The organism is Streptosporangium sp. NPDC020145, from assembly GCF_040631275.1.
GTDB lineage: Bacteria > Actinomycetota > Actinomycetes > Streptosporangiales > Streptosporangiaceae > Streptosporangium.
In genome coordinates this window covers 170,304-196,587 of sequence record NZ_JBEXZT010000008.1, presented here as the reverse complement: position 1 = coordinate 196,587, position 26,284 = coordinate 170,304, and the positions used below count along the sequence as shown (strand labels likewise).

Genomic DNA, 26,284 nt, shown 5'->3' with positions numbered 1-26,284 from the left:
CACTTCCACCTCATGATCCTGGCCCCCGGAATCCCCCATTATGGGTGCAAGATCCTTTTTGTGGAAGAGTAAGTGTCCTGTTGCTTGCACACTTCATGCAAGAAGGTCACGAGCCTGACTGGGCAGTCAAGTCACCCACGTCCGTGAAGGGCCTCAGCGGACGAGGAACCCACGGTCCAAAGCGGTGGTGACGGCGGCCGTACGGTCGGAGACCCCCAGCTTGCCGAAGACCCGCAGCAGGTGGGTCTTCACCGTGGTCTCGCTGATGAACAGCGCCCGGCCGATCTCGGCGTTGGTGAGCCCCTCGGCCACCAGCGCCAGCACCTCGGCCTCGCGCGGCGACAGGGTCTCGGCCGCCGGGGCGCGCATCCTGGTCACCAGCCGGGTCGCCACGGACGGCGACAGCACCGTCTCCCCACGCGCGGCGGAGGCGATCGCGGCCAGCAGGTCGGCCCGCGAGGTGTCCTTCAGCAGGTAACCGGCCGCCCCGGCCTCGACCGCCCGCAGAATGTCCTGGTCCGTCTCGTAGGTGGTCAGCACGATCACCCGGCTCCGCGGCAGGGCGGCCAGGATGCGCGAGGTCGCGCTGACCCCGTCGCCGTTCGGCATCCGCAGGTCCATCAGGATCACCTCGGGTCGCAGTTGCACGGCCCGCGCCACCGCCTCGTCCCCGGAGGCGGCCTCCCCGACCACGGTGATCTCCGGCGCCGCCTCAAGCATGCCCCGCAGGCCTTCACGAACCACGGGGTGGTCATCGACGATCATCAGTCGTAGCACTCGTCAAACTCCTCGTCTGACCGTCGCCGGGGAAACGGGGACGGTGATCTCCAGGACGGTGCCTTCGCCGGCGGCGGCCGTCAGCGACAGACACCCTCCCACCTGCTCGGCCCGCGCGCGCATGCCGCGCAGGCCGTACCCGTCGGCGGCCGAGGGCCCGAGCCCCACGCCGTCGTCGCGGACGGTCAGCCGGGCCGCGGAGGGAAGATGGTCCAGCGTCACCGTGACGGCCGAGGCGCGGGCGTGCCTGCGGACGTTCGCCAGCGCCTCCTGCGCCGCGCGCAGCAGGACGACCTCGGCCCCGGTCCACATCGGCTGCGACTCGCCGCTCACCCCGAACGAGGCGGTGACGGCCAGTTCCTCGCCGAACCGGGAGACCATCCGCCCCAGCGCCTCCTCCAGCGTCGAGCCGTCGAGCGGCGCCGGGCCGAGCGCGGCGATCAGCGCGCGGGCCTCGGCCAGGTTCTCCCTCGCCGTCCGCACGGCCAGCCCGATCCGCCGCTCGTCCGGCTGCTGCAGCAACATGATGATGCTGGTGAAGCCCTGGGCCAGGGTGTCGTGGATCTCCCCGGCCAGCCGTTCCCGCTCGGCCGCCGCCCCCTGCGCCGCCGAGAGCCTGGCCACCTCGGCACGGCTGTTCTCCAGCTCCTCGATGAGGAGGGCGCGTCCCTTGCTCTGCTCGACGACATCCTGGATCCAGGGCCCGAAGACCAGGTTCGAGGCCAGCGAGAGCAGCCCGATGACGGACAACGCGAGCAGGTCCTCCCCACTGGAGGGCAACAGGGGCAGGCACAGCACGGGGGCCACGTTCAGCGCCACGGTCGCGAGCATCGCCTGCCGCTTCGGCAGCAGGATGTAGTACTGCGGCCCGAAGGCGAACAGCAGGAAACGGGTCGGCGGGCAGAGCACCGAGACCGGGGTGAAGAGCACGATCGACAGCACCACGTAGGCGCGCCCGTTCGTGCCGTACGGTCCCCCGGGGATGCGCCTGCCCAGGAACACGTAGGCCGCCGTGCAACCGCCCAGCAGGCACAGCACGACCGCCTTCCAGGCGACGGTGAGCGCGTCGTCGAGGAGGACGAAGGCGACGGAGACGATGAGGTCGAGAAGATAGAGCCGCTCCCAGCCGTCCATGCGGTGGTAGGCGTGCCGTTCCCCGGGGGCGGGCGTCATCCCGGCACCTCGGCGGTGAGCAGGCAGCCCGCCGCGACCGCCTTCCCCGGCACGGTCATGTCGCCGGTGACGACGAGCACGACCGGCAGCAGAATCGCCGGGACCAGCAGGATCTCCCAGACGGCCGGTGACGACTCCCACGTGTTCGGCCCCGCCGGGTCACCGCCCGGACGGGGCCGTTCCTCAGGGGTCATCCGTCGCGGCGGCTCTTCCACCGGAACGTCAGCAGGCACAGCACCAGTCCTCCGACGACCCAGGCTCCCAGCACCATGGCGACCCGGTCCAGTTCGTAGGACCCGGCGACCTCAAGTGTGGCCCCGGCGTCACCGATGAAGACCGAGCGGAAGCCCTGGCACATCCACTTCAGCGGGAACACCGAGGCGATGTTCACCAGCCATGAGGGCAGCTGGCTGACCGGGATGAACACCCCGGAGACGAACTGCAGCACCACGAACGGCATTGAGATCACCGCGCTCGCGCTCCGGCCCGAGCGGGGCAGGCTGCTGGCCGCCACGCCCAGCAGCGCCGAGGACAGCACGCCGAGCACGAAGACCCAGGAGAAGGTCACCCAGGCCGAGACCCGGATGGGCAGGTCGAGTCCGAAGGCCAGCACCCCGACGGCCAGCAGCAGCACCACCTGGCACAGCGACAGGAACAGCGTCTGCAACGCCCTGCCGACGAAGTAGGAGGAACGCGGCAGCGGTGTGCCCGCGAGCCGCTTGAGCGTGCCGTCGTCACGGTCGATCGCGATGCCGATACCGAGGTTCTGGAAGCCCGTCATCGCCGCCGAGCCGATCAGCCCCGACACGTACAGCTGGGCGACGCTGACGCCGCTTCCCTCAAGGGTGCCGCTGAAGATCGCCCCGAAGATCGCCAGCAGGATGATCGGGAGGGAGAAGACGAAGATGACCGCGTCCCGTTCGCGGAGGAACATCCGGGTCTCGATGGCCGCCCGCGACAGCCCCAGTCGTGCCGCGGACGGTCTCCAAAGGGGGACATGGGTGGTCGTCCGGCTCATGAGGTCACCTCGGAGGGGGTGACGAGCCCGAGGTAGATCTCCTCCAGGGTCGGCCTGGTCACGGTGAGCTCGGGAACCTCCCCGTCGAAGCGCCGGGTCAGTTCGAGCACGGTCCCGGTCGGGGTGTCCGTCTCCAGCGTGCGCCGCTCGCCCCCGTCCGACCAGCTCACCCTGGCCTTGGCGTTGGCCCGCCCGCCCAGCGTCGCGGGCTCGCCCTCGGCGACGACCCGGCCGCCGGAGACCACGGCGACCCGGCCGGCCAGCGCCTCGGCCTCGTCCAGGTAGTGGGTGGTCAGCACGATCGTGGTCCCCTGGCCCGCCAGGTCCCGGATCAGCTCCCAGAACCGCCGCCTGGCCTCCGGGTCGAACCCGGTGGTCGGCTCGTCGAGGAAGAGCAGCTCAGGATCGCCGATCACCCCGAGCGCCACGTCCAGCCGTCGCCGCTGCCCTCCGGAGAGCTGCCGGACGCGCTTGCCCGCGCTGTCCGTCAGGCCCACCCGCTCGATGACCTGGTCCGGGTCGCGCGGAGCCGGGTAGTACCCGGCGAAGTGCCGTACGGTCTCCCCGACCGTCGCCTCTGTCATGTCGTTGGCCGTCTGCAACACGATCCCGATCCGGGAACGCCAGTCCCGGGTCGGCCTGCCGGGGTCGGCACCCAGGACGCTGACCTCGCCCGCGTCCCTGGTCCGGTGCCCTTCGAGGATCTCAACCGTGGTCGACTTGCCCGCGCCGTTCGGGCCGAGGATCGCGAACACCTCGCCCGCGTGGATGTCGAGGTCTATGCCCCCGACCGCCTGCACGTCGCCGTACCGTTTGGTCAGGCCACGTACCTTCACCGCCGTATCCATGCCTCAAGCGTCCGCCTCGTACGGCTTCGGCGGCACCCACGAACGGTGGAACGCCGCTGTCCTCCGAACGGAGGACAGCGGCGTCGTGACAGTGGTCTCAGAACAGGGTGTCGGTGCGCTCGATGCCGCGCAGCTCGTCGTAGTCGAGGGTCACGCAGCGGATGCCGCGGTCCTCGGCCAGGGTCCTGGCCTGCGGCACGATGGCCTGGGCGGCCAGGATCCCGCTGACGGGCGCGAGCAGCGGGTCGCGGTTCATCAGCTCCAGATAGCGGGTCAGCTGTTCCACGGCGTCGATGTTCGCCCGGCGCTTGAGCTCGACGGCGACCGAGGCGCCGGTGTGGTCACGGCAGAGGATGTCCACCGGGCCGATCGCCGTCATGTACTCGCGGCGGACCAGTGTCCAGCCCGCGCCCAGCGTGGTGATGTGCTCGGCCAGCAGCTCCTGCAGGTGGGCCTCGACCCCGTCCTTGACCAGGCCGGGGTCGACCCCCAGCTCATGGCTGGAGTCGTGCAGGATCTCCTCCATCGTCAGGACGAGCTTCTCCCCGGTCTTGCCGTGCGTGACCGTCCAGGTGCCCTCCTCCTCACGGAGCTTGCAGGGCGGGTTCATCCAGTTCAGCGGCTTGAACGCCCGGTCGTCCGCATGGATGGAGACCGAACTGTCGGCTTTGATCAGGATGAGCCTGGGCGCCATCGGAAGATGAGCGGTGAGCTTTCCCACGTAATCCACGCTGCACCGCGCGATGACCAGACGCATGGCACCCAAGCCTAGACCCAGCCGCTCGTCGCCGGTTCCGGATCGCCTCATATCCCGCGTCGTCGCGGATATGAGGCGGTCCATAGGGCTTCACCGCCGACGAAGGCCGGTTCCACGACAGGACGAGGAGGTTCTTCGCCCGGTTCGCTCCGTGACCCGTTTCCGATCCTGCCGTTCCGCCCGCGACCGAGGAACGGCGGGCGGCTCGGAGCAGGTGAGGTGATCGGCGGTGTATCCCTTCCTGGCCGAAGGGCTTTGGCACCGTCTCCGGCGCCTGTCCCCGTCGTTTTGGCGGTGATCGGAATCGATCAGGTTGCGTTGTGCCCGCTGCCGCCGTCTTTCGCCAAGCCGTGTCGGGACCGGGCTTCCGGTGCGGACACGGTCGATGCCGCTTCCCGTTCCCTCTGCTCGGTGGCTGATCACGGAGCGGGGCGCCGGAGCCCACGCCCGGCGATTTTCCTTCAGGAGTCGAACTCCGGATGCTCGGCGTCCTCCGGGATGTGTTCCGCCGCCTTGTCGAGCGCTCCGGTATGCCCTCTGAGCTGTCGGGATCCACGGTTGAGGAAACACGATCCGCTCATGGCCGGGGTGAAACAACGGGGACGGACGCCGCATCCGCATCGGTCGGGCGGTGCCCGCGAGGAGGAGAAACAAGAAAGGCCCGAGGCTGATTGTTTCGGTGACCCGGAACAACCCCTGCCCGCCACACCGTTCAGGCGACGGAATCATACGCCTCACCTGCGCCGACGGTCTTTTCGCCGCCGTTTCTCACCCGCCGGGCTGATCGGTCGTTATCGACTTCGGGCCACGGTGACCTACGATTTCCGATGCCCCCGGGAGATGAATTCACCTGGGACGGATCGTGCCACCGGTGCTTGCGCCACCGAACGCAGTCTTTTCACCGGTGGTAAGGAGTTCCGAAACGGAGAATTATTCATGACCATAATGGGAGTGCGTTCGTGAGAGATTCTCGACTGGCTGTCCGCGGTGCGCGCCTGTTCGACGGAGAGACCGCGCATCCGCGTCCGGTCATGGTCCTGATCGAAGACGGCCGGATCGTTGACGTCGACCTCACCGGCGCTCCCCCGCCGGAAGGGGTGGCGCTGGCGGACCTGGGGGCCGTGACCCTCATGCCGGGGCTGGTGGACGCGCACACCCACCTGGCGTTCGACCCGAACGGCAACACCGAACATCAGATGCTTCACGACGATGACGCCACCGTCATGACGCGAATGCGGGAACACGCCGCCCAGGCGTTGCACGCCGGCATCACCACCCTTCGCGACCTCGGCGACCGTGGATATCTCTCGCTACGGTTGCGCGAGGAGTACGCCACGGGGGAACCGGGCCCTCAGATCCTCGCGGCCGGCCCTCCCATCACCGGTAACCGTGGACACTGCTGGTACCTCGGCGGAGAGGCCGAAGGGGCGGAGGAACTGGTCGCCGCCGTCACCTCCCGCGCCGAACACGGGACCGACCTCGTCAAGATCATGGCAACAGGGGGCATGTCCACCAAGGGGACCAACCCCGGGGGATCGCAGTACGGTCTGGCGGATCTGCGGGCGGTCACCCGGACCGCTCACGGGCTGGGACTGCCTGTCACCGCGCACGCGCACGCTGCGGCGGGAATCACCGACGCCGTGGCAGCCGGAGTCGACGGCATCGAACACTGCACGTTCATGACGCGGTCAGGGGTACGGCTCGACCCTCGGACCGTTGACGCCATGGCCGCGGCCGGCACCTTCGTCGGCTGCACGGTCGTCAAACCCCGTGAGGGGATGCCTCCCGAGGTCCTGGAGACCATCGAACCCTACTGGGAGAACCAGGCCTACATGCAACGCCATGGCGTGCGCGTCGTCTGCTGCACCGACGCGGGCATCAACCCTCACAAACCTCATGACGTACTTCCCGGCGATCTCGTTTACTTCGCCGCACAGGTCGCCACCAATGTCGAAGCGCTCGCCTCCGTCACCTCCCTCGCCGCCGAGTCCTGCGGCCTCGGGCACCGCAAAGGCCGTGTCGCTCCCGGTTATGACGCCGACCTTCTCGTCGTCGACGGCGATCCCGTCCACCACATCGACGACGTACGGCGGGTCCGCGCGGTCTATCGGGCGGGGAGGCCGGTGGCGCGGGATTCCGAGGCGTCAAGCCGCGGCCGTGGGTAACCGCCCTCGCCGTCCGGCGAGAGCGTGGTCCGTCGTCGAGGACGACAGGGCTTCATCCGTTCACCGACTGCTTTGATTTCGCCGGACGGTACCGGGAAGAGGCGTCGGGGTTGATACCGGTTGATTACCTGGGTTGGTTTTGGGGGGAGGTGATGGGCTCTGGGAGACTGGCGGCATGACGCGGAGCTTTGAGAAGGTCGGAGTCGTCGGGCTCGGCACGATGGGGGCGGGGATCGCGGAGGTCTTCGCCCGCGCGGGGCTCAGGGTGATCGGCGTCGAGGCCGATCCCGACGCGCTCGGGCGAGGCCGGGACAACCTGGAGAACTCGACCGGACGGGCCCTGGCCAAGGGCAGGCTGAGCGAGGCGGAGCGGGCCGAGATCCTCGGCCGGATCACCCTGACGACCTCGCGGGAGGACCTCGCGGACGCCGACCTCGTCATCGAGGCCATCCCCGAGGTCATGGACTTCAAGCGGGCCCTGTTCACCGACCTGGACCGGATCTGCAAGCCGTCCGCGGTGCTCGCGACCAACACCTCCTCCCTCTCCGTCACCGAGATCGCGGCCACGACCGGCAGGCCGGGGCGCGTCGTCGGCATGCACTTCTTCAACCCCGCGCCGGTCATGAGGCTGGTCGAGGTGGTCCACACGGTGGTCACCGAGGATGGCCTGGCCGAGGAGATCGCCGCCCTGGCGCGGCGGCTCGGCAAGACGCCGGTGAGCGTCGGCGACCGCGCCGGATTCGTGGTCAACCGGCTGTTGCTGACCTACCTCAACCACGCCGCCGTCCTGCTGGAGAACGGCCTGGCCACCCGCGACGGCATCGACGCCGCGATGAAACTCGGCGTCGGCGTGCCGATGGGCCCCTTCGCGCTGCTCGACCTGATCGGCCTGGACACCTCCTACGAGGTGATGTGCGTGCTGTTCCAGGAGACACGCGACCGCCGCCACGCCCCCGCGCCGATCCTGCGGGAGCTGGTCACCGCGGGCCTGCTCGGCCGTAAGACGGGAGCGGGCTTCTACGACGGGCAGGCCGTTGCCACCCCTCCGGCGTCGGGCAAGCCCACGGTCAGCTCCGTCGCGGTGCTCGGTGAGGGCGCGCGCGAGTTCGCGGCCAGGCTCGGCGACGCCGGGTTCAGGACGACCGCCCTGGAGACGGTGACGGCGGGCGAGGCGGAGGACACGCTTGAGGGCGCGGTGGAAACCGCCGACGTGGTCATCGCACTGTCGCACACCCCCGTGATCGAACTGGCCGCGCGGCTGCCGCACCCCAGGCGCCTGGTCGGCCTGCACCTGGTCGGGGACAGACTCGCCGAGGTCGCCTCGACCGTGCTCACCTCGCCGGAGGCGACATGCGCCGTCGAGGGCCTGACCAAGATCGTCGGCCGGGTCCCGGTGCACTGCAAGGACCGGGCCGAGTTCGTCGTGGACGCCCTGCTGTACCCGTACCTCAACGACGCCGTGCGGATGTACGACTCGGGCTACGCAGGGATCGAGGACATCGACGCGGCCATGCGGCTCGGCTGCGGATACCCGGCGGGGCCGTTCGAGATGATCGACGCGCTGGGCCTGGAAACCGTCCGCGACGGACTGCGCGCCCTCTACGCCGAGTACCGCGACCCGGCCTTCGCCCCCGCGCCGCTGCTCGACCAGCTCGTCACGGCCGGCGTGCGAAGCATTCGCGGCCTGTCATGAGCCCCCGCAGAGCCCGCCGGATCGACCCCTTCGACCGGGGCGACGGACGGGGAAGCCCCGCACGCCCCGTCGGCTCCTCGGTGCCCGGCGTCGACCAGGTCGAGGAGTGGCCGGACGGCGACTGGTTCGTGCGCCGGGTCACCGGCGCGGGCGCGGACAAGGTCTACCGGTGCCCCGGCTGTGACCAGGAACTCAGGCCGGGCGTTCCGCACCTGGTGAGCTGGCCCGCCTGGCGGGGCGGAGAGCAGGAACGCAGGCACTGGCACACCGCGTGCTGGCGCAACCGGATACGGCGCGGTCCAGGCCGGAGCCGATACTGAGACCCGGCGCCGAACACCGGGCCGGGTACGGAAAAACGGCGGCACTCCGGCCGCCGGTGAGGAGACACGGAACAGACATGGAGATCAGGTCCTCGACGGTGCTGCCCGCGCGCAGGGAGCCGATCGAGCTGCACACCGGCGACGGGCTGAGGCTCGTCGGAGAGCTGGCCCTTCCCCCGGGAAGGCCGCCGGTCGCGACGCTGGTCTGCCTGCACCCGCTGCCCACGCACGGCGGCATGATGGACAGCCACCTGTACCGCAAGGCCGCCAACCGGCTGCCCGCGCTGGCGGACCTGGCGGTGCTGCGGTTCAACACGCGCGGCACCTCCTCCGAGCGCGGTGCCTCGGAGGGGGTCTTCGGCGACGGCGAGGAGGAGCGCTTCGACGTCGCCGCGGCGCTGGAGTACGCCGAGTTCCACGACCTGCCGAACGTCTGGCTGGTCGGCTGGTCCTTCGGCACCGAGCTGACGCTCAAATGGGGCCGCGACCCGCTGGTGACGGGGGCCGTCCTGCTCTCTCCGCCGCTGCGCCGGGCGACCGACGCCGACCTCGACGCCTGGGCGGCCTTCGGCCGTCCGCTGACGGCGCTGGTCCCCGAGTTCGACGACTACCTGAGGCCGCAGGAGGCCAAGGCCCGCTTCGCGCGGGTGCCGCAGGCCGAGGTCGTCGGGGTCGAGGGCGCGAAACACCTGTGGGTCGGCGAGCCGTACGTGCGGATCGTCCTGAACGAGATCGTACGGCGCGTCAATTCGGCGGCCCATCCGCTGCCCCACGAGGTACCCCACGAGATGCTCGGCGAGGTGCCCGGCGAGGGATAGGGTCCGCGAATTACGGACGGCGGGGCTACGGTGGACAGCGTGCTCATGTACACGCGATCAGCCGGGCAGGGACTCCCGGTCATCCTGCTGCACGCCTTCCCGCTCTCCTCGGCCATGTGGCTGACCCAGCGGGAGGGACTGTCCTCCTCCTGCGAGGTCATCACCCCCGACCTGCGTGGCTTCGGCGGCTCCCCACTCGGTGACCAGGAGCCCTCCGTCGACGTGATGGCCGACGACGTGGCGCGCCTGCTCGACCACCGGAAGATCGACAGGGCCGTCGTCGTCGGCCAGTCCATGGGCGGCTACGTGACGATGGCCATGTGCAGGCGCCACCCCGACCGGCTGCTCGGAGTGGTGCTCGCCGACACCAAGGCGAGCGCCGACACCGAGGAGGCCAGGGCGTACCGCGAACGCGTCGCCACGACCGTGCTCGCGGAGGGCTCCTCCTTCCTGGCCGGGGAGATCATGCCCGCGATGGTCGGCAGGACGACCGCGCGCAGCAGGGCGATGGTCTTCGGCCGGGTGCGCGCCCTGATCGAGTCGGCCCCGCCGGGGGCGGTCGCCTGGGCGCAACGGGCCATGGCGGGCCGTCCCGACTCCTTCGACACCCTGCGCGGGCTCACGGTCCCCGCCCTGGTGATCGTGGGGGAGGAGGACGAGACCACCCCGGTCGCCGAAGCGCGGGCGATGGTCGAGGCCGTACCCGACGGGCGGCTGGCCGTGATCGAGCGGGCCGGGCACCTGAGCGCGCTCGAACAGCCAGAGGCGTTCAACGGCGTCGTGGCCGCCTTCACAGCCGGGCTTGCCGGGGAAGCACGACCTCACGAATGATCAACGCGATCGCCGCGGCCACCGGGATGGCCAGCAGCGCCCCGACGATGCCCATCAGCGCGCCGCCGAACAACGCGGCGATCACGGTGACCGCGGGGGCCACGTCGACCGAGCGCTTCATGACGCGCGGATAGATCAGATAGTTCTCGATCTGCTGGTAGATCAGGAAGAAGACCCCGCAGGCCACGCCGAGCGTCCAGGACTGCAGCAGCGCGACCAGCGTCACCAGCACGGCGCCGATCGTCGCCCCGACCAGCGGGATCAGGTCCGCGACCGCCACGACCAGGGCGAGGGCCAGCGCGTAGGGCATGTTCAGCACCGCGAGGAACACCCAGGTGGTCACCCCGGCGATCACCGAGATCAGCAGGTTCCCGGCCACGTAACCGCCGATGCCGTCGAGGATCTCGTCGCCCAGCGCCCTGGTCCGCTCCCTGCGGCTGCTCGGCACGAGCCGGAAGAGGTAGTCCTTGATCGAGGGCAGCGAGCCGAGGAAGTACAGCGTCAGCACCAGCAGCGTGAAGCCGGAGAAGAACGTGTCGAACACCACGGCGCCGGCACCGACCAGGCCGCCGGCCACGGCCTGGGCCAGGCCGCCGTTGGTGACGTAGTCGCCGATCCTGGTGAGGATCTGGTAGTCGCTGTCCAGTGCCCTCAGCGTGGGGTTGGCCAGCAGCTCCCTGACGTAGCCGGGCACCGCGCTGACGAAGGAGGCCGCCTCCCGGCTCACCGGCGGGACGATCGCCAGACCGAACAGCACGAAGAACAGGATCACCCCGCCGAAGACGATCGAGATCGCCCCCCGGCGGGGCATTCTGCGCCGCTGCAACGCCTCGACCGCCGGGTTGAGCCCGACGGCGAGGAACATCGCCACGACGACCAGTACGATCACGCTACGCGCCGTGATCAGCGCCTGGGCCAGCGCCCAGGCCGTCAGTATCCCCAGGCCCCCGGTCAGCCCGATCAGGAACGGGTTCCTCGTCAGCGGTTTGCCCGGCTTGCCGTACGGCTCGGCGAACTCGGGCCTGGCCTTCGGCACGGCGGGCCGGGCGGCGTCGGCCGCCTGGGGCGGTTGAGGCGCCGGAGACGCCTGGGGCGGCTGGGACGCTTCGGACACTGGTGCTCCTGGCGGTGGGGGAACGGCGGGGAACGTGACAAGAGAGCCTAGCGACCCTCAGGGTCGCCAGGCTCTCTCGTAGCCGTCATGCGTAGCCGTCGTGACGCCTCGCCAGGCGGGGGGCTACTCCTGCCACCACTCCGCGTCGTCGTCCTTGGCGGGCGACTTCGCGGCGGGCGCGAGCGGCTTCTCGCTGCCGTTGGAGGCCGGGATGGCCGGCTTGGGCGGCGCCGCGGCGATCGCGGGCTCGGGGTCGGCCGCGGGCAGCGGCGCGCCGCCGAGCAGCTGGCGCAGCTGCGCGAGGTGGCTGGTGATGCTGTCGCGCTGGCGGGTCAGCTCGTCGACCTGGCGCTGGGCGACCGTACGGCTGCGCTCGGCCTCGGACTTGGCCTCGGAGACGATCGACTCGGCGCTGGACTTGGCGTCCGCCACGAGCTGGTCGGCGTTCTTGCGGGCGTTGGCGAGCAGCTGCTTGGCGTGGGTGTCGGCCTCGCGGCGGGTCTGCTCGGCCTGCTGGGTCGCCTTGGTCGCGCGCTGCTCGGCGGTCGCCGCGCGCTGCTCGGCCTCGGAGACCAGCTTCTGGGTGTTGGCCTGCGCGGTGGCGTGGCGCTCGGCCTCCTGGCGCTCGGCCTCCTCGCGGCGGGAGGCGAGCTGGATCTCGAACTCGGCCTCGTCCTGGGCGCGCTTGGCCTCGGACTCCTCAAGGACCCGCTGGGCCTGGGCGCGCATCTCGTCGGCCTGGCGCTTGGCGGTGGTCAGGATCTCGTCGCGCTCGCGCTTGGTCGAGGCGCGCAGCTGGGCGACCTCGCGCTCGGTGGTGGTGCGCAGCTTGGCGATCTCACGCTCGGCGTCCGCGCGCTTCTCCGCGACCTCGTGGTCGGCGGTCGCCCTGAGCTTGGCGACCTCGCGCTCGGTGGTGGCGGTCAGCTCGTCGGCCTCACGGCGAGCGGTCGAACGGATCTCGTCGGCGTCCCGCTCGGCGGTGGTGCGCATGTCGTCGGCCTCGCGGGTGGCGAGGGCGCGCTTCTCCGCCGCCTCGTTCTCCGCGGCGGCACGCAGGTCCGCGGCCTCGACCTTGGACGCGGCCTTGATCTCGTTCGCCTCTGAACGAGCGGCCTGGACCAGCTCGGTGGCCTGCTCCTCGGCCAGACGCAGCAGCTGTTCGATACGGGCGCCCAGCCCCGAGTAGGTCGGACGCTCCTGCTCCTGAAGCTGACGCTGGGAGTCGGCGAGTTCTCGTTGCAGGCCCTGGAGCTGTTCCCTGGTCTGGCGCAGTTCGTTGTCGACTTGCTTCAGATGGTCGTGGACCTGGTGCCGGTCATAGCCTCGGAGCACCACGTCGAATTCCCGAGCGGGGGCGTCTTCGAAGAAATTGTTGAGCTGGGCGTCGATGTCGGACTGCATGGAGGCTCGATCCTGGGTTGTCGAGGCGGCTACACGGGCCGGACGGGGGATTGGTCGGACATCCGAGGCGGAGCCGTGGCGGGGATCCACACGTCCGGTGGTAGGCCAGCGTACTCTGGAGTCGCCGAGTTGTCGGTCTCCTCTGGCTTTCTGCGCGACTTGTTACGTACGAACGTTTCTTACATTTGACATGGTGCGCCTTTAGTGCTTTGGCGCCTGAACGAGTTCGGTGAGCATTCCGCCGACATCCTTGGGATGCAGGAAAGCGATGGAGGAACCCATCGTGCCGTGCCGGGGAGCCTCGTCGAGAAGCCTGACGCCCCGGTCGCCGATCTCCCGCATCGCCTCGGCGACGTCCGGGACCCCGAAGGCCACGTGATGGACCCCCTCACCCCGCTTGGCGAGGAACTTCCCGACGGGTGTGTCGGGGCCGAGCGGTTCGAGGAGCTGGATGTACGACCCGCCCCCGTTGCCGTCGGCGATGTGCAGCATCGCCTCCTTGACGCCCTGCTCCTCGTTGACCTCGCGGGCGACCACGGTCAGCTCGAAGGTCCGCTCGAAGAATGCGATCTTCTCCTCAAGGTCGTGGCAGGCGATTCCCACATGATCGATCCGCATGAACATATGTCCAACCTCCATGGCGGCTACTCGGGTACCCATGGGTATGGTGGCAAAGTCGTCCCAAGCCCCGCCAGGGAGGCCCTGCTATGTCTGGTTCCGTCATCGTCGCCGGAGCTCGTACCCCCATCGGGCGGCTGCTCGGCTCGCTGTCCGGTCTTTCGGCCGTCGAGCTCGGCGGCATCGCCATCAAGGCCGCGTTGGAGCGTTCAGGCGTCGCTCCCGAGGCCGTGCAGTACGTGATCATGGGCCAGGTCCTGCAGGCCGGAGCGGGGCAGATCCCCGCCCGCCAGGCCGCCGTCAAGGCCGGAATCCCGATGACCGTGCCGTCGCTGACGATCAACAAGGTCTGCCTGTCCGGCCTCGACGCCATCGCCCTCGCCGACCAGCTCATCAGGGCGGGCGAGTTCGACGTCGTGGTCGCAGGCGGCATGGAGTCCATGTCGAACGCCCCCCACCTGCTGCCCGGCCTGCGCAGAGGGGTGAAGTACGGCGAGGCGGGCATCGTGGACTCGATGGCGCACGACGGCCTCACCGACGCCTACGACCAGGTGTCCATGGGCGAGTCGACCGAGCGGCACAACGAGCGCCTCGGCCTGACCCGTGAGGAGCAGGACGCCTTCTCCGCCCGTTCGCACGAGCTGGCCGCCGCGGCGATCAAGAACGGTGTGCTCGACGACGAGATCGTCCCGGTGACGATCCCGCAGCGCAAGGGCGAGCCGGTGGTCTTCGCCGCAGACGAGGGCGTGCGCGCCGACACCACCGTCGAGGCCCTGGCCCGGTTGCGCCCCGCCTTCGGCAGGAACGGCACGATCACTGCGGGCTCCGCCTCGCAGATCTCCGACGGCGCCTGCGCGGTCGTCGTGATGTCCAAGGCCAAGGCCGAGGAGCTCGGGCTCGAATGGCTGGCCGAGATCGGCGCGCACGGCAACGTCGCCGGTCCGGACAACTCCCTGCAGTCCCAGCCGGCCAACGCCATCAGGCACGCCCTGGACAAGCAGGGGCTCTCCGTCGACGATCTCGACCTGCTGGAGATCAACGAGGCCTTCGCCCAGGTCGTCCTGCAGTCGGCCAAGGAGCTCGGCGTCCCGCTCGACAAGATCAACGTCAACGGCGGCGGCATCGCCGTCGGTCACCCGATCGGGGCGTCGGGAGCCCGCATCGTGCTGGCCCTCGCCCACGAGCTCAGGCGCCGTGGCGGTGGCCTCGGCGCGGCGGGACTGTGCGGCGGCGGTGGCCAGGGTGACGCCCTGATCATCCGGGTCCCCTCGGCGTGACGGTGCGAGACCCGGGACCGGTGACCCGCGAGCGGCCCGCGACCACGGGGAACGGGCACCTCCCGCAGGCCGACGTCTCCGATCTGGTCGCGCGGGCACGGGCCGGGCAGCCTCGCGCGGTCGCCAGGTTGATCTCCCTGGTGGAGAACGGCTCGCCCCTGCTCAGAGAGATCATGGCCAGGCTCTGCGCGGAGCGTCCGGTCAGGGCCAGGATCATCGGGCTGACCGGTTCTCCCGGCGTGGGCAAGTCGACCTCGACCGGGATGCTGGTGCGGGCCTTCCGCGAGCAGGGCAGAAGGGTCGGCGTGCTCGCCGTCGACCCGTCCTCGCCGTTCACCGGCGGCGCCCTGCTCGGCGACCGGGTGCGGATGCAGGACCACGCGACCGACCCCGAGGTGTTCATCCGCTCGATGGCGAGCCGGGGGCATCTGGGCGGTCTGTCATGGGCGACCCCCCAGGCGCTGCGCGTCCTGGAGGCCGCCGGGTGCGAGGTCATCCTGGTCGAGACCGTCGGGGTCGGCCAGGCGGAGGTGGACATCGCCTCGCTGGCCGACACCACCATCGTGCTGCTCGCCCCGGGCATGGGGGACGGCGTGCAGGCGGCCAAGGCGGGCATCCTGGAGATCGCCGACGTGTTCGTGGTCAACAAGGCCGACCGTGACGGCGCTCAGGCGGCCATCAGGGAACTGCGCAACATGATCGCCCTGGTCGCACGGGACTGGAAGCCGCCGATCGTGCCGACCGTCGCCTACCGGGGCGAAGGGGCGCAGGACGTGGTCGACGCCCTCGACGCGCACTGGGCCCACCTTGAGGAGTCGGGCGAGCTCGGGCGCAGACGTCAGGCCAGGGCCAGGGACGAGATCGAGGCGATCGCGCTGGCCACCCTCCGCTCACGCTTCGCGCACCTGCACGGAGACCGGCGTCTGGACGCGCTGGCCCGCCGGGTGCTCGACGAGGGACTCGACCCCTACCGCGCGGCCGACGAACTGCTGGCCGCCATCGACTGAGCGCCATCGACTGAGCGCCATCGACTGAGCGGCATCGACCGACCGGCACCGGCCGGTCGAAGGCCCTGACCGGAACACCGATCAGGGCCGGGCCGTTCGGAGCCGGGCGGCTCAAGGCTGGGAGGCTCAGAGCCGGGCGTCAGGGCTGGGCGGCGAAGTCGACGGTGACCTTCTCGAAGCCGAGCCCGCCGAGCATGCCCTGAAGCATGATCTTGGTGTTCTGGTCGGCGCGGGTGCGCAGGTCACTGGCCTGCGCCGCATCCGCGATCTTCTTCTCGGCCAGCACGTAGAGCTCCTGCTGGTCGCCGGGGGAGGAGGACAGGAAGTCCTCGACCCGGTCGAAGAGACCGCGCTCCTGGGCGTAGACGTAGGAGCGCCTGTTGTCGAGGTTGGGCTTCTCCAGCTGGGCGTGCGGCAGCCGTACCGTGACCTGCCTGCGGTCGGGGGAGACGGTCAGCGCGCCCGAGGCCAGGCCGCCGAAGTCGACGTAGGCGTCCACCCCGCCCGCGCCGACGAAGAGGGTACGGCTGCCCTTGATGGCGTCGGGCAGGAAGGGGGCGTCCTTCTCCAGGTCCACGACGACCTGGAAGTTGCCGGTGGCCGCCTCGAAACGGCTGAGGTTGTGGATGGATTCGAGCAGCGCGGGCTGACTGCGGTCGACGGTGTTCTCGCCGAACGGGTTCAGCCACGACCAGGCCAGACGGGCGCCCACGACGAGCAGGACGACGGTGACGAGCAGCCCGGCGAGCAGGCGCGCGCCCCTGCGCGGGGGCGGCGCGGACGCCGGTTGCGGCGGCGCTTCCAAGGGGGCGTTCACGGCGGTCTCCTTCCCTCGGTGGCCGCGTTCTCACGCGGGCGGCCGGAGGAGGGGCCGTCTTCCCGCGTGGAACGACTCATCCGGATCGGCGCTCTCATATCGGGCGGTCCCGGACGGGCCACGCTCCCGTGCCGAAGCCTATGCCGATCATGTCATTCGTGGTGGGCCGGACGCGCCTGTCTCGTTCCCCCGTCCGCGCCCCGGGCGGCACACTCCTCGTGACGGCTCATGCCGTTCTCCTGCCCGACCTGCCGCCGGGGAGCCGTCATCCGTCCCGAGTGTCCGGCGCGCCGTACCCGGCCCGGCTGCTCAGGGGCGGCGAGTTGCTCCCGTGGGACGAGCGGCGAGGCCTCGCCGTCCTGGACCGGCTGGGCCGGCTGGAAGGGGCGGAACGGCTGGGCGGGCCGGGCGGTCTGGAACGGCTGCGCCGCCTGTACGGCCTGCCCGCCGAAGAGGTCGCCGCGCAGCCTGCAGGCCGCGAAGTCGGCGTAGTTCAGCCGCAGCCACTCGCGCCGCTGGGCCTCGGTGAGCCCGGAGAACCAGGCGGCGGCGTACTGGTGCTCGGGCAGCGGCCCGCCGGGCAGCGGCTTTCCGCGCAGCCAGGCGATCACGATGTCGCGGTATCCGGCCGCCGGGCTGCCGTCGCACTGCCGGGCCAGGCCCTCGACGAACTCGTCGGCCGCCGCGTCGGCGAACCCGGTCGACAGGTCGTCCACGTGGATCGGGATGGCGCCGGAGGCGGGGGCCGCGGCGTCGCTGCGGGGCCGCTGCTCAAGCCGGGAGAACTCCCCGGGCGTTCCCGCGAGACGTGAGGCGATCTTGACGAACGCGGAGCCGAGTTCGGGCAGCCCCGTGCGCATCCCCGGGTGCACGCAGACCGTGATCGGCCACTCCTGGCAGCTGTAGACCACCCGCTGGGCCGAGACGGTCGCGGGCTGGCTGAGCAGCCTGGCCATCCCCGTGCCCGCGGCGAGCACCGCGAGCAGCGCCCCGGCCAGCGCCAGCGCCTGACGTGTCACCAGTGCCGCCCAGCCGAGCAGCAACGCCGTACTGACGCCGAGCAGCCACAGCGACTGGTCGGTGAAGGCCGTCGAGCTCAGCCCGCGGAACACGTCGTACGGCTCCCGCGTGGCGGGGGTGAGGCGGTCGGTCCAGGTCTGCCCCCTGGCCAGCCAGGTGAACAGGCCGTAGCAGCCGAGCCCGGCGAACACCGGGGTGATCGTCCAGGGCAGCAGCCACCCGGTCACCCATCCGAGCGCGACGTACAGCGTCAGGCCCGCGACCCCCATCACCAGCCCGCTGGGCAGCAGCAGCCCCGCCTGCTCGGTGAGCACGGTCCTGACCGCCATGATCAACGCGGTCGCGGTGAAGGGCGCGGCCACCACCACCGCGATGGCCAGTGGCGCGCGCACGGCCTGCCACGCGCTCTGCGGGCGCCGCCTGGCCCCGCGCCGCCTGCGCACCGCGACCCAGGCGGCGAAGGCGGCGGCCACGGGCCCGGTGAGCCGCAGCGAGCCGATCACCGCGGCGATGACGTTCTCCCACGCGCTGACGCCGGGTATGAGGACGCTCCACGCCGCGACCACGCCGAGCACGAGCAGGACGGCGACAGCCACCAACGCGCTCTGCTGGAGTTCCTCGCGTGAAACGCCCCTGTGCTCACGCACCGCCGTGCGTGGAAGCGGTCCACGCCGTGCCGTCCGTGCTCGGACACGTGCCATAGGTCATACGGCGTACAAGCGCCGTCGAGTCGTCGTTCATCAAGCACCCCCCGTGCTGTGAATGTTCGATGACCGTTCCCCTCGGCCACCGGTCCGGTCGGCGTCCCCCGCAGATCCGGACTGAGCGTGCGCGACCATTTGGCCGCGCCCTCACCATTCGATGTGGGAACCATAACCGAGCGTGACGTTTGACGTCCGGGTTCTTGGCGAAGCCATCGGTTCAGCGCCCTGTGGGCACGGGCGGACGGGGACGAGGCCGCGCTAACGTAACCCTGTGGCTACAGGTCAGCTGAATCTGCCGTTCGACCCCATCGAGCGTGCCGCGGAGACGTGGCGCGTTCATTTCGGACAGTCCTCGGCCATGGCCGCCGTCACGTCGATCATGAGAGCGCACCAGATCCTGCTGGCGCAACTGGACACGCTGCTCAAACCGTATGACTTGACCTTCGCTCGATACGAGGCGTTGGTGCTGCTGACCTTCAGCAAGTCCGGCGCGCTGCCGCTGTCGCGCATCGGCGAGCGGCTGATGGTCCACCCGACGAGTGTCACGAACACCGTCGACCGCCTCGAACGCGCCGGGCTGGTCCGCCGCATGCGCAACCCCCGCGACGGCCGCGGGGTGCTGGCCGAGATCACCACCCGGGGCCGGGAGGTCGTGAGCGAGGCGACGGACGACCTGATGGCGGCCGGTTTCGGCATGACCATGTACGGCGAGGCGGAGCTCGGCCAGATGTTCGGCCTGCTCAGGACCATCAGGGTGGCCGCGGGGGACTTCGAAGGCTGATCGCGGGGCCGGTCGCTTTCTCGTATGCTGGCCAAAAATTAGTAGGACGTCCTAGTATCTTTTCGAGGCCACAAGCCGTCACGAGAAGCCGAGCCGTACAAGGGCGTTAGAGGGAGTTGGCCATGGACGCCGAGGAGATCGAGGCTGGCAGGGCGCGCTGGCAGGCGCGTTTCGACAAGGCAGCCAAGCGTGATTCCGAGTTCCGGACGCTCTCCGGCCTCGACGTCGCGCCCGTATACGGGCCCAAGGAGGACGATCCGCGCTTCGAACGGATCGGATGGCCGGGGGAGTACCCCTTCACCCGAGGCCTGCACCCCACCGGCTACCGGGGCAAGGCGTGGACCATCCGGCAGTTCGCCGGGTTCGGCAACGCCAAGCAGACCAACGAGCGCTACAAGATGATCCTCGGCGCGGGCGGCGGCGGGCTGAGCGTCGCCTTCGACATGCCGACGCTGATGGGCCGCGACTCCGACGACCCCCGCTCGCTCGGGGAGGTCGGCCACTGCGGCGTCGCCATCGACTCCGCGCTGGACATGGACCTGCTCTTCGACGGCATCCCGCTCGGCGACATCACCACCTCGATGACGATCAGCGGTCCCGCCGTGCCGATCTTCTGCATGTACGTCGTCGCGGCGGAACGCCAGGGGGTGCCGGTCGGCAGGCTCAACGGGACGCTGCAGACCGACATCTTCAAGGAGTACATCGCCCAGAAGGAGTGGCTGTTCGCCCCCGAGCCGCACCTGCGGCTGATCGGCGACCTGATGGAGTTCTGCGCCACGAACATCCCGGCCTACAAGCCGCTCAGCGTGTCCGGTTACCACATCCGCGAGGCCGGGGCGACGGCGGCGCAGGAGCTGGCCTTCACCCTGGCCGACGGGTTCGGCTACGTCGAACTCGGCCTGTCCAGGGGGCTGGACGTGGACGTCTTCGCGCCGGGCCTGTCGTTCTTCTTCGACGCGCACATCGACTTCTTCGAGGAGATCGCCAAGTTCAGGGCCGCCAGGCGGATCTGGGCGCGGTGGCTGCGCGACGTCTACGGGGCCAAGACCGACAAGGCCCAGTGGCTGCGCTTCCACACCCAGACGGCCGGTGTCTCCCTGACGGCGCAGCAGCCGTACAACAACGTGGTGCGCACCGCGATCGAGGCGCTCGCCGCGGTGCTCGGCGGCACCAACTCGCTGCACACCAACGCCCTCGACGAGGTCCTGGCGCTGCCCTCGCAGAAGGCCGCCGAGATCGCGCTGCGCACCCAGCAGGTGATCATGGAGGAGACCGAGGTCGTCAACGTGGCCGACCCGCTCGGCGGCTCCTGGTACGTGGAGGCGCTGACCGACAGGATCGAGGCCGAGGCGGAGGCGATCTTCGCCAAGGTCCGGGACATGGGCTCCGACGGGTCGATGACGTCCGGCATCCTGCGCGGCATCGAGGACGGCTGGTTCATGTCCGAGATCGCCGAGGCGGCCTTCGACTACCAGCGCAAGCTGGAGAAGGGCGAGAAGCGGATCGTCGGCGTCAACTGCCACACCGCCTCCATCGACGAGCCGCTGGAGATCCTCAGGATCAGCCACGAGGTCGAGCGCGAGCAGAACCGCGTCCTCGCCGAGCGCAGGACGGCCCGCGACGGGCAGGCCGTCGAGCGGGCGCTCGCCACGATGGTCGAGGTGGCCAGGGGAGAGGGCAACCTGATCCCGTCCATGCTCGACGCGGTCCGCGCCGAGGCCACCCTCGGCGAGATCTGCGACGCGCTGCGCGAGGTGTGGGGCGTCTACACCGAGCCCGCGCGCTTCTAGCAGGATCCCGAAGACCCGAGGGCCGGGCGAGACGGCCCACCTGCCTCCCTACGGCGCGGGGGGTCCGGTGGGCGCGTCCGCCCGGCCCCGGCCTGTCCTCCGGAAGGCGTCCCGGCGTGGTGCCGAGTCGGCGCAGCCGCCCGGATGCGGCAGGATTGGAGTATGAGCCCAGCGGACTTCAAACGAGCAGGATCGCTCTACGGTGCCGTCGATCTCGGCGCGCGCAAGCAGGCGCTCGACGCGCAGGCGCGCCGGGAGGCCACCGCCCAGGAGACCGGCGGAGTACCGGCTCCGGTCGTCGACGTGGACGACACCAACTTCACGCAGGAGGTCGTCGAACGCTCCATGAACAGCCTCGTGCTGCTGGAGCTCACGGTGACCAGGGCGGAACAGGCCAGGGAGTACAGCCTGCTGCTGGAGAAACTGGCCGCGGAGAACGCGGGCCGGTGGACCCTGGCCAGAGTGGACGTCGAGGTCAGCCCGCAGATCGCCCAGGCACTGCGGGTGCAGAACGTGCCGGCGCTCTACGCCCTCTTCCAGGGCCAGCCGGTCGCCGTCGTCCCGGGCATCGCGACGGAGGCGCAGCTGCGCGACTGGCTCTCGCAGCTCCTTGAGGCCCTCGCGCAGTATCTCCCCCCGGTCCCCGAGGGCGGGCAGGCGCAGGAGCAGCCCGCCGAACCTCCCACCGACCCGGACGTTCTCGCCGCCGAGCAGGCCATCGACGCCGGTGACCTCGACGCCGCGGTCGCCGCCTACGAGCGGCTGCTGGCGCGCTCCCCGAACAACGAGGACGCCAAGATCGGCCTGGCGGGTCTCGGCCTGATCCGGCGTACCCAGGACGTCGACCCCGCCGAGGTGCAGGGCCGCCTGTCCGACCCCGCCGACCTCGACGCCCAGCTCCTGGCCGCCGACTTCGAGATGCTCTCCGGCGACGTGGACCAGGCCTTCGAACGGCTCGTCGCGGTCGTGCGGCGCACCTCGGGCGACGACCGAGACCGGGTCAGGACCCGCCTGCTCAGCCTGTTCGAGACCCTTCCCGCGGACGACCCCTCCGTGGGCAAGGCCCGCAGGAACCTGGCCAGCGCCCTGTTCTGACCCGTCCGAGGCCTCCCGGGCGCCGCGTGTGTGTCCGCCACCCGCGCCGGGAGGGCCGGGACGCCCCGGATAAGGGTCCGCCCGTAAAAGCGCCGGCCCACGGGTATGGACGCCCCCGGTTTCCGGGCATGAACAGGTCATGCGGGTCGTCACCATCTCCGCGACGTACGGCACCGCCGGAAGCGTTATCGGGCCGGCGGTCGCCGGGCGTCTCGGAGTCCCCTTCCTCGACCGGGCGATCCCCGGCACGGTCGCCGTCGAGCTCGGCTGCAGCCTGGAGGACGTCCTGGCGCACGACGACCGGGCCGAGCACGGGCTGGCCCGGCTGCTGGCCGGGGCGATGCGGCTGCCCGCGGCGAGCTTCGGCGGCATCGACATGTACATCCCCGGCGTCATGCCGCTGCCCGCCGAGGACTTCGTCGCCCACACCGAACGGGTGATCAGACAGATCGCCGGGGAGCAGGGCGGGGTGTTCCTCGGCAGGGCGGGCGCGCTCGTGCTGGCCGACCACCCCGGCGCCCTGCACGTACGGCTGGACGCGCCGCTGACCCGCAGGGTCGTCCAGACGGCGACCCTGAGCGGGGTGACCGAGCGTCAGGCGCGCCGGATCATCGAGGACAACGACCGGGCGCGGGCCGCCTACGTCCGTCACTTCTACCGCGCGGACGCGGCCTGCCCGACCCTCTACCACCTCGTGCTGGACAGCACGAGCATCCCGGTCGACACGTGCGTGGAGCTGATTGTGACCGCATCGACAGCTCTGAGCTGAGCGACCCGGTACGGACACCGGTCCGTTGGTGGCACGATGGAGGGACTCCAACCAGTCCTGTCGCGAAGGAGCGAATGACTGTGGCGACCGTGCCGAGCGTGTCCTACTCCATCACCGTGCGCCTTGAGGTGCCCGCAGGGGGCAAGGCCGTCAGCCAGCTCACCCACGCCGTAGAGTCAGCCGGAGGGGTGGTCACCGCACTCGACGTCACCACCGCCGGGCACGAGACCCTGCGCATCGACGTCACCTGCGCCGCACGTGACACCGACCACGCCCAGGCCATCGTCGACAAGCTGGACGCCGTGGAGGGAGTCGTCCTCCACAAGGTCTCCGACCGGACCTTCCTCATGCACCTCGGCGGCAAGATCGAGATGCGCTCCAAGGTGCCGCTGCGCAACCGTGACGAGCTGTCCATGGCCTACACGCCCGGCGTCGCCCGGGTCTCCATGGCCATCGCGCGCAACCCGGAGGACGCCAGGCGGCTGACCATCAAGCGGAACACCGTCGCCGTGGTCACCGACGGCTCCGCGGTGCTCGGTCTGGGCAACATCGGCCCCGCCGCCGCGCTGCCCGTCATGGAGGGCAAGGCCGCTCTCTTCAAGCGCTTCGCCGACATCGACGCCTGGCCGATCTGTCTCGACACCCAGGACGTCGACGAGATCGTCCGCACCGTCCAGGTCATCGCCCCCGGCTTCGGCGGCATCAACCTGGAGGACATCTCCGCGCCGCGCTGCTTCGAGGTCGAGCGGCGGCTGCGGGAGCTGCTGGACATCCCGGTCTTCCACGACGACCAGCACGGCACCGCGATCTGCGTGCTGGCCGCGCTCACCAACGCGCTGCGCGTGGTCGGCAAGGAGCTCGGCGAGGTCCGCATCACGCTGGCCGGCGCCGGGGCGGCCGGTACGGCGGTGCTGCGCCTGCTGCTGGCGGCCGGTGCCCGCAACGTGGTCGTCTGCGACTACCTGGGCGCGGTGCACAGCGGCAGGGAGGACCTCGACGACTCGCTGCGCTGGATCGCCGAGCACACCAACGCCGAGGGCTACGCCGGTGACCTGCGGGGCGCGATCAAGGGGGCCGACGTGTTCGTCGGCGTCTCCGCCCCCGGCATCCTCACCGGCGACGACATCGCGACGATGGCCGACGGAGCGGTGGTCTTCGCGCTGGCCAACCCCGAGCCCGAGGTCTCGCCCGACGACGCCCGCGAGCACGCGGCCGTGGTCGCCACCGGTCGTTCGGACTACCCGAACCAGATCAACAACGTGCTGGCCTTCCCCGGTGTCTTCCGCGGTCTGCTCGACGCGCAGGCCAGCGTGGTGAGCCAGGAGATGCTGCTGGCGGCGGCTCGGGCGCTGGCGGCCGTGGTCACCGCCGAGGAGCTCGGCCCCAACTACATCATTCCCAGCGTGTTCCACGCCGACGTCGCGGGCGCCGTCGCCGCCGCCGTGCGCGAGTCGGCGGGTGGCAGGGCGCGCACCGGCATGACCGAGGCGTAGCACTCAGAGCCTGCGCCCGGGACGGCGGCGGCCGTCCGGCGGGTGTCCGGGGCCGATCGGCTGTGACGGGGTACGGCGTGGCCACAGCACGCCGTACCACCACAGCGCACCGCCGGTGAGCGTCACGCCTGCGGCGGTCGCGGCCCAGGAGGGCAGCCCGGCGGCGGGTTCGACTCCGGCGAGCGGGCCCGTCTCCCAGGGACGCGGCGCACCGAGAACGGACAGGGACCGCGGGGTCCTGCGCCCCGGTCGTGCCCTCTGGTGTCCGGCGCTCGGCGCCCTGACGCCGTGCCCCGTGAGAGGCGCCCCCGTCCGGTGCGGCTCGCCGGTGCCTTGTGTGGGGAGGGTGCCCGCGACGAAGAGGAAGACCAGCGCGAAGAACGCCACGGGGGTGATCGTCGCCTCGCCATCCTGTCGCATTTCTCCCCCATTTATTGGTGTATGTACTGAGGGTTCCCGTTTAGCTGCTTTGCGTAACGCAGGGTGATATCTGGAAGATCTGGAGTGGGGGTAGCGCAGCGAGATCCGCCTTTGACCCTTCATGATGGAGACATGGCGGAGGCGATCTACGTCGGTGGCCTGCTGGTGGCGACGCCGCGGCTCGACGACCCCAACTTCCGGCGGAGCGTGGTCCTCGTCCTGGAGCACGACCTCGACGGCGGCACGCTCGGCGTGGTGCTCAACCGGCCGAGTGACATCTCGGTGACGCAGGTGCTGCCCACCTGGGACCCCATGGTGACCGGCCCGTCGGTGCTCTTCCAGGGAGGGCCGGTGCAGACCGACAGTGCCCTGGCCCTGGCCGCGGTCCCGAGCGGGCAGGAGCCCCTGGGGTGGCGGCGGTTGCACTCGGGAACCGACGCGGTCTCCAGGATCGGGACCGTCGACCTGGACGCCCCTCCGGAGATCCTCGCCGGGGAGATCGCACAGATGCGGATCTTCGCGGGTTACGCGGGGTGGTCGGCCGGGCAGCTCGAAGCCGAGATCGGCCAGGGGGCGTGGTACGTCGTGGACTCAGAACCCGGCGACACCTTCCACCACGACCCCGGATCGCTGTGGCGGGCGGTGCTCCGTCGTCAGCGCGACGAACTGGCCTACGTGGCGACCTGCCCCGACGACCCCTCGATGAACTGACCGGGCGGAACGGGGCGGGTCGGCGGTCGGTCCCAGCCGGGACGCAGTGATTCCTCGGCCATCGCGAGCACCGCGTCGAGGCGCGCGCTGATGGAGCCGGTGATGGAGACGTCGTTCACCCGGCAGTGCTCGAAGCCCGTCCTGGCCACCGAGACGAACAGCGCGACGGCGAAGTGCGTCAGCAGGTCGTCGTCGCCGACGCCCTCGCGCCTGGCGACCTCCTCGATCAGCCGCCGCTCGTTGCCCATCAGGCGGTGCATGCTCCCGGCGAGGAGGGCGGGGGTGCTCTCGATCAGCTCACGCGCCTTGAGGAACCTGGCCGTCTCGGTCGGATCTGACTCCTCTAGCATGGCGACGACCGCGCGCATGGCGTGACCGAGGGCGGTGAACGGCGGCTCCTCGGACGGGCGGGCGGCCAGTTCGGCGAGCATGACCTCCTGGCCGTCGAGGGGCAGCGAGAGGGCGACGTCCTCCTTGGTCGCGAAGTAGCGGAAGAACGTGCGAGGCGAGACGTCCGCCGCGGCCGCGATCTGGTCGACGGTCGTTGCCTCGTAGCCCTGCTCGGCGAACAGGTCAAGGGCGGCGTCGATCAACGCGAGCCTGGTCCTGTGCTTCTTGCGCTCGCGCAGGCCGTGCTGACCCATGCGTGTCACCTCTCCGAAACGTATCGTTCACAGTCTGCCATAAGTCATGGGCTGCCTCTTCAAAGGATTTGTCACTTGTCAGCGACTGTCATAAATTACCGGGTGTTGACGCCTCAATCGACATAAGCGGGGCGAAGCGAACTCACGAGGGGACCCCTTCCCATGGCACAAGCCAAGACGGTGGCCGCACCACCACCGTCGGACCTGGGCACGGCGCGAC

General features: G+C 70.4%; 26 protein-coding genes. 13 read left to right on the top strand and 13 right to left on the bottom strand.

Features of this window, described 5'->3' with window-relative positions:
- Positions 1 to 153 precede the first annotated feature (153 nt).
- The 6 genes from ABZ463_RS17695 to nucS all read right to left on the bottom strand — a co-directional run bounded on the left by ABZ463_RS17695 (position 154) and on the right by nucS (position 4,573).
- A complete protein-coding gene (locus tag ABZ463_RS17695) occupies positions 154 to 777 on the bottom strand; it encodes a response regulator transcription factor (RefSeq protein ID WP_352009638.1) in 624 nt (207 codons plus the stop codon).
- A gap of 3 nt (positions 778 to 780) precedes the next feature.
- Positions 781 to 1,950: a sensor histidine kinase gene (locus ABZ463_RS17690; RefSeq protein ID WP_362777072.1), complete on the bottom strand. Its 1,170-nt coding sequence runs from the start codon at positions 1,948 to 1,950 to the stop codon at positions 781 to 783.
- Positions 1,947 to 2,144, bottom strand: a complete 198-nt coding sequence (locus ABZ463_RS17685; protein ID WP_362777070.1) for a hypothetical protein — start codon at positions 2,142 to 2,144, stop codon at positions 1,947 to 1,949. Before ABZ463_RS17685 ends, ABZ463_RS17690 begins: the two co-directional genes overlap by 4 nt.
- Positions 2,141 to 2,968: an ABC transporter permease gene (locus tag ABZ463_RS17680; RefSeq protein WP_352009635.1), complete on the bottom strand. Its 828-nt coding sequence runs from the start codon at positions 2,966 to 2,968 to the stop codon at positions 2,141 to 2,143. Before ABZ463_RS17680 ends, ABZ463_RS17685 begins: the two co-directional genes overlap by 4 nt.
- A complete protein-coding gene (locus ABZ463_RS17675; RefSeq protein WP_352009634.1) occupies positions 2,965 to 3,816 on the bottom strand; it encodes an ABC transporter ATP-binding protein in 852 nt (283 codons plus the stop codon). Before ABZ463_RS17675 ends, ABZ463_RS17680 begins: the two co-directional genes overlap by 4 nt.
- A 97-nt stretch (positions 3,817 to 3,913) precedes the next feature.
- Positions 3,914 to 4,573: an endonuclease NucS gene (gene nucS / locus ABZ463_RS17670; protein ID WP_352009633.1), complete on the bottom strand. Its 660-nt coding sequence runs from the start codon at positions 4,571 to 4,573 to the stop codon at positions 3,914 to 3,916.
- Between the two features lie 959 nt (positions 4,574 to 5,532).
- Between nucS and ABZ463_RS17665 the strand changes: the two genes are divergently transcribed.
- The 5 genes from ABZ463_RS17665 (at position 5,533) to ABZ463_RS17645 (ending at position 10,400) form a co-directional block, all read left to right on the top strand.
- Positions 5,533 to 6,738: an amidohydrolase family protein gene (locus ABZ463_RS17665; RefSeq protein ID WP_362777067.1), complete on the top strand. Its 1,206-nt coding sequence runs from the start codon at positions 5,533 to 5,535 to the stop codon at positions 6,736 to 6,738.
- A 175-nt stretch (positions 6,739 to 6,913) separates the two neighbouring features.
- A complete protein-coding gene (locus tag ABZ463_RS17660) occupies positions 6,914 to 8,431 on the top strand; it encodes a 3-hydroxyacyl-CoA dehydrogenase NAD-binding domain-containing protein (RefSeq protein WP_362777064.1) in 1,518 nt (505 codons plus the stop codon).
- Positions 8,428 to 8,751: an ATP/GTP-binding protein gene (locus ABZ463_RS17655; protein ID WP_352009630.1), complete on the top strand. Its 324-nt coding sequence runs from the start codon at positions 8,428 to 8,430 to the stop codon at positions 8,749 to 8,751. Before ABZ463_RS17660 ends, ABZ463_RS17655 begins: the two co-directional genes overlap by 4 nt.
- Positions 8,752 to 8,828: 77 nt before the next feature.
- Positions 8,829 to 9,569 carry an alpha/beta hydrolase gene (locus ABZ463_RS17650; RefSeq protein ID WP_362777061.1) on the top strand — a complete coding sequence of 247 codons (741 nt, stop codon included), beginning with the start codon at positions 8,829 to 8,831 and terminating at the stop codon, positions 9,567 to 9,569.
- 45 nt (positions 9,570 to 9,614) lie between these two features.
- Entirely contained in the window at positions 9,615 to 10,400 is a 786-nt protein-coding gene (locus tag ABZ463_RS17645) for an alpha/beta fold hydrolase (RefSeq protein ID WP_362777248.1), read from the top strand.
- Here ABZ463_RS17645 and ABZ463_RS17640 read toward each other — a convergent pair.
- From ABZ463_RS17640 to mce, 3 genes are all read right to left on the bottom strand, one after another.
- A complete protein-coding gene (locus tag ABZ463_RS17640) occupies positions 10,360 to 11,514 on the bottom strand; it encodes an AI-2E family transporter (RefSeq protein WP_352009628.1) in 1,155 nt (384 codons plus the stop codon). The two genes, ABZ463_RS17645 and ABZ463_RS17640, sit on opposite strands and share 41 nt — an antisense overlap.
- 123 nt (positions 11,515 to 11,637) lie before the next feature.
- Positions 11,638 to 12,918, bottom strand: coding sequence for a DivIVA domain-containing protein (locus tag ABZ463_RS17635; RefSeq protein WP_352009627.1), 1,281 nt, complete (start codon positions 12,916 to 12,918; stop codon positions 11,638 to 11,640).
- Positions 12,919 to 13,119: 201 nt separating this feature from the next.
- Positions 13,120 to 13,542: a methylmalonyl-CoA epimerase gene (gene mce, locus ABZ463_RS17630; RefSeq protein ID WP_352010161.1), complete on the bottom strand. Its 423-nt coding sequence runs from the start codon at positions 13,540 to 13,542 to the stop codon at positions 13,120 to 13,122.
- 83 nt (positions 13,543 to 13,625) lie between these two features.
- Between mce and ABZ463_RS17625 the strand changes: the two genes are divergently transcribed.
- The gene (locus tag ABZ463_RS17625; RefSeq protein ID WP_352009626.1) at positions 13,626 to 14,813 is read left to right on the top strand and encodes an acetyl-CoA C-acetyltransferase; all 1,188 of its coding nucleotides are present in this window, start codon (positions 13,626 to 13,628) and stop codon (positions 14,811 to 14,813) included.
- Between the two features lie 83 nt (positions 14,814 to 14,896).
- A complete protein-coding gene (gene meaB / locus ABZ463_RS17620) occupies positions 14,897 to 15,820 on the top strand; it encodes a methylmalonyl Co-A mutase-associated GTPase MeaB (RefSeq protein WP_352010160.1) in 924 nt (307 codons plus the stop codon).
- 139 nt (positions 15,821 to 15,959) lie between these two features.
- Here meaB and ABZ463_RS17615 read toward each other — a convergent pair whose 3' ends face one another.
- Both ABZ463_RS17615 and ABZ463_RS17610 read right to left on the bottom strand, forming a co-directional pair.
- Positions 15,960 to 16,637 carry a DUF4230 domain-containing protein gene (locus ABZ463_RS17615; RefSeq protein ID WP_352009625.1) on the bottom strand — a complete coding sequence of 226 codons (678 nt, stop codon included), beginning with the start codon at positions 16,635 to 16,637 and terminating at the stop codon, positions 15,960 to 15,962.
- 152 nt (positions 16,638 to 16,789) lie between these two features.
- Positions 16,790 to 18,304 (bottom strand): hypothetical protein, encoded by a 1,515-nt coding sequence (locus ABZ463_RS17610; RefSeq protein ID WP_352009624.1) that lies wholly within the window; start codon positions 18,302 to 18,304, stop codon positions 16,790 to 16,792.
- A 328-nt stretch (positions 18,305 to 18,632) separates the two neighbouring features.
- Here ABZ463_RS17610 and ABZ463_RS17605 point away from each other — a divergent pair, with 328 nt between their 5' ends.
- The 5 genes from ABZ463_RS17605 to ABZ463_RS17585 all read left to right on the top strand — a co-directional run bounded on the left by ABZ463_RS17605 (position 18,633) and on the right by ABZ463_RS17585 (position 24,289).
- Positions 18,633 to 19,142, top strand: a complete 510-nt coding sequence (locus ABZ463_RS17605) for a MarR family transcriptional regulator (RefSeq protein WP_352009623.1) — start codon at positions 18,633 to 18,635, stop codon at positions 19,140 to 19,142.
- A 122-nt stretch (positions 19,143 to 19,264) separates the two neighbouring features.
- Positions 19,265 to 20,932 carry a methylmalonyl-CoA mutase family protein gene (locus tag ABZ463_RS17600; RefSeq protein ID WP_352009622.1) on the top strand — a complete coding sequence of 556 codons (1,668 nt, stop codon included), beginning with the start codon at positions 19,265 to 19,267 and terminating at the stop codon, positions 20,930 to 20,932.
- 162 nt (positions 20,933 to 21,094) lie between these two features.
- Positions 21,095 to 22,027, top strand: a complete 933-nt coding sequence (locus tag ABZ463_RS17595) for a tetratricopeptide repeat protein (RefSeq protein WP_352009621.1) — start codon at positions 21,095 to 21,097, stop codon at positions 22,025 to 22,027.
- 139 nt (positions 22,028 to 22,166) lie between these two features.
- The gene (locus tag ABZ463_RS17590) at positions 22,167 to 22,796 is read left to right on the top strand and encodes a cytidylate kinase-like family protein (RefSeq protein WP_352009620.1); all 630 of its coding nucleotides are present in this window, start codon (positions 22,167 to 22,169) and stop codon (positions 22,794 to 22,796) included.
- Positions 22,797 to 22,876: 80 nt separating this feature from the next.
- On the top strand, positions 22,877 to 24,289 hold the full coding sequence (locus tag ABZ463_RS17585) for an NAD-dependent malic enzyme (protein ID WP_352010159.1): 1,413 nt from the start codon (positions 22,877 to 22,879) through the stop codon (positions 24,287 to 24,289).
- Between the two features lie 3 nt (positions 24,290 to 24,292).
- Here the strand turns inward: ABZ463_RS17585 and ABZ463_RS17580 are convergent, their stop codons facing one another.
- Positions 24,293 to 24,709, bottom strand: coding sequence for a hypothetical protein (locus ABZ463_RS17580; protein WP_362777054.1), 417 nt, complete (start codon positions 24,707 to 24,709; stop codon positions 24,293 to 24,295).
- A gap of 132 nt (positions 24,710 to 24,841) precedes the next feature.
- On the opposite strand from ABZ463_RS17580, the gene ABZ463_RS17575 reads away from it, so the two are divergent.
- Positions 24,842 to 25,420 (top strand): YqgE/AlgH family protein, encoded by a 579-nt coding sequence (locus tag ABZ463_RS17575; protein ID WP_352009618.1) that lies wholly within the window; start codon positions 24,842 to 24,844, stop codon positions 25,418 to 25,420.
- Here the strand turns inward: ABZ463_RS17575 and ABZ463_RS17570 are convergent.
- Positions 25,381 to 26,064: a TetR family transcriptional regulator gene (locus ABZ463_RS17570; RefSeq protein WP_362777053.1), complete on the bottom strand. Its 684-nt coding sequence runs from the start codon at positions 26,062 to 26,064 to the stop codon at positions 25,381 to 25,383. The genes ABZ463_RS17575 and ABZ463_RS17570 overlap by 40 nt on opposite strands.
- Between the last annotated feature and the right edge of the window lie 220 nt (positions 26,065 to 26,284).

What these genes read in the sequence shown, in the direction of transcription:
- ABZ463_RS17690 (WP_362777072.1), bottom strand. Translation starts at nt 1,950, where the DNA reads ATGACGCCCGCCCCCGGGGAACGGCACGCCTACCACCGCATGGACGGC.
- ABZ463_RS17635 (WP_352009627.1), bottom strand. Translation starts at nt 12,918, where the DNA reads ATGCAGTCCGACATCGACGCCCAGCTCAACAATTTCTTCGAAGACGCC.
- mce (WP_352010161.1), bottom strand. Translation starts at nt 13,542, where the DNA reads ATGTTCATGCGGATCGATCATGTGGGAATCGCCTGCCACGACCTTGAG.
- ABZ463_RS17685 (WP_362777070.1), bottom strand. Translation starts at nt 2,144, where the DNA reads ATGACCCCTGAGGAACGGCCCCGTCCGGGCGGTGACCCGGCGGGGCCG.
- ABZ463_RS17600 (WP_352009622.1), top strand. Translation starts at nt 19,265, where the DNA reads ATGGACGCCGAGGAGATCGAGGCTGGCAGGGCGCGCTGGCAGGCGCGT.
- ABZ463_RS17575 (WP_352009618.1), top strand. Translation starts at nt 24,842, where the DNA reads ATGGCGGAGGCGATCTACGTCGGTGGCCTGCTGGTGGCGACGCCGCGG.
- ABZ463_RS17625 (WP_352009626.1), top strand. Translation starts at nt 13,626, where the DNA reads ATGTCTGGTTCCGTCATCGTCGCCGGAGCTCGTACCCCCATCGGGCGG.
- ABZ463_RS17580 (WP_362777054.1), bottom strand. Translation starts at nt 24,709, where the DNA reads ATGCGACAGGATGGCGAGGCGACGATCACCCCCGTGGCGTTCTTCGCG.
- ABZ463_RS17595 (WP_352009621.1), top strand. Translation starts at nt 21,095, where the DNA reads ATGAGCCCAGCGGACTTCAAACGAGCAGGATCGCTCTACGGTGCCGTC.
- ABZ463_RS17655 (WP_352009630.1), top strand. Translation starts at nt 8,428, where the DNA reads ATGAGCCCCCGCAGAGCCCGCCGGATCGACCCCTTCGACCGGGGCGAC.
- nucS (WP_352009633.1), bottom strand. Translation starts at nt 4,573, where the DNA reads ATGCGTCTGGTCATCGCGCGGTGCAGCGTGGATTACGTGGGAAAGCTC.
- ABZ463_RS17680 (WP_352009635.1), bottom strand. Translation starts at nt 2,968, where the DNA reads ATGAGCCGGACGACCACCCATGTCCCCCTTTGGAGACCGTCCGCGGCA.
- ABZ463_RS17645 (WP_362777248.1), top strand. Translation starts at nt 9,615, where the DNA reads ATGTACACGCGATCAGCCGGGCAGGGACTCCCGGTCATCCTGCTGCAC.
- ABZ463_RS17675 (WP_352009634.1), bottom strand. Translation starts at nt 3,816, where the DNA reads ATGGATACGGCGGTGAAGGTACGTGGCCTGACCAAACGGTACGGCGAC.
- ABZ463_RS17650 (WP_362777061.1), top strand. Translation starts at nt 8,829, where the DNA reads ATGGAGATCAGGTCCTCGACGGTGCTGCCCGCGCGCAGGGAGCCGATC.
- ABZ463_RS17660 (WP_362777064.1), top strand. Translation starts at nt 6,914, where the DNA reads ATGACGCGGAGCTTTGAGAAGGTCGGAGTCGTCGGGCTCGGCACGATG.
- ABZ463_RS17570 (WP_362777053.1), bottom strand. Translation starts at nt 26,064, where the DNA reads ATGGGTCAGCACGGCCTGCGCGAGCGCAAGAAGCACAGGACCAGGCTC.
- ABZ463_RS17590 (WP_352009620.1), top strand. Translation starts at nt 22,167, where the DNA reads ATGCGGGTCGTCACCATCTCCGCGACGTACGGCACCGCCGGAAGCGTT.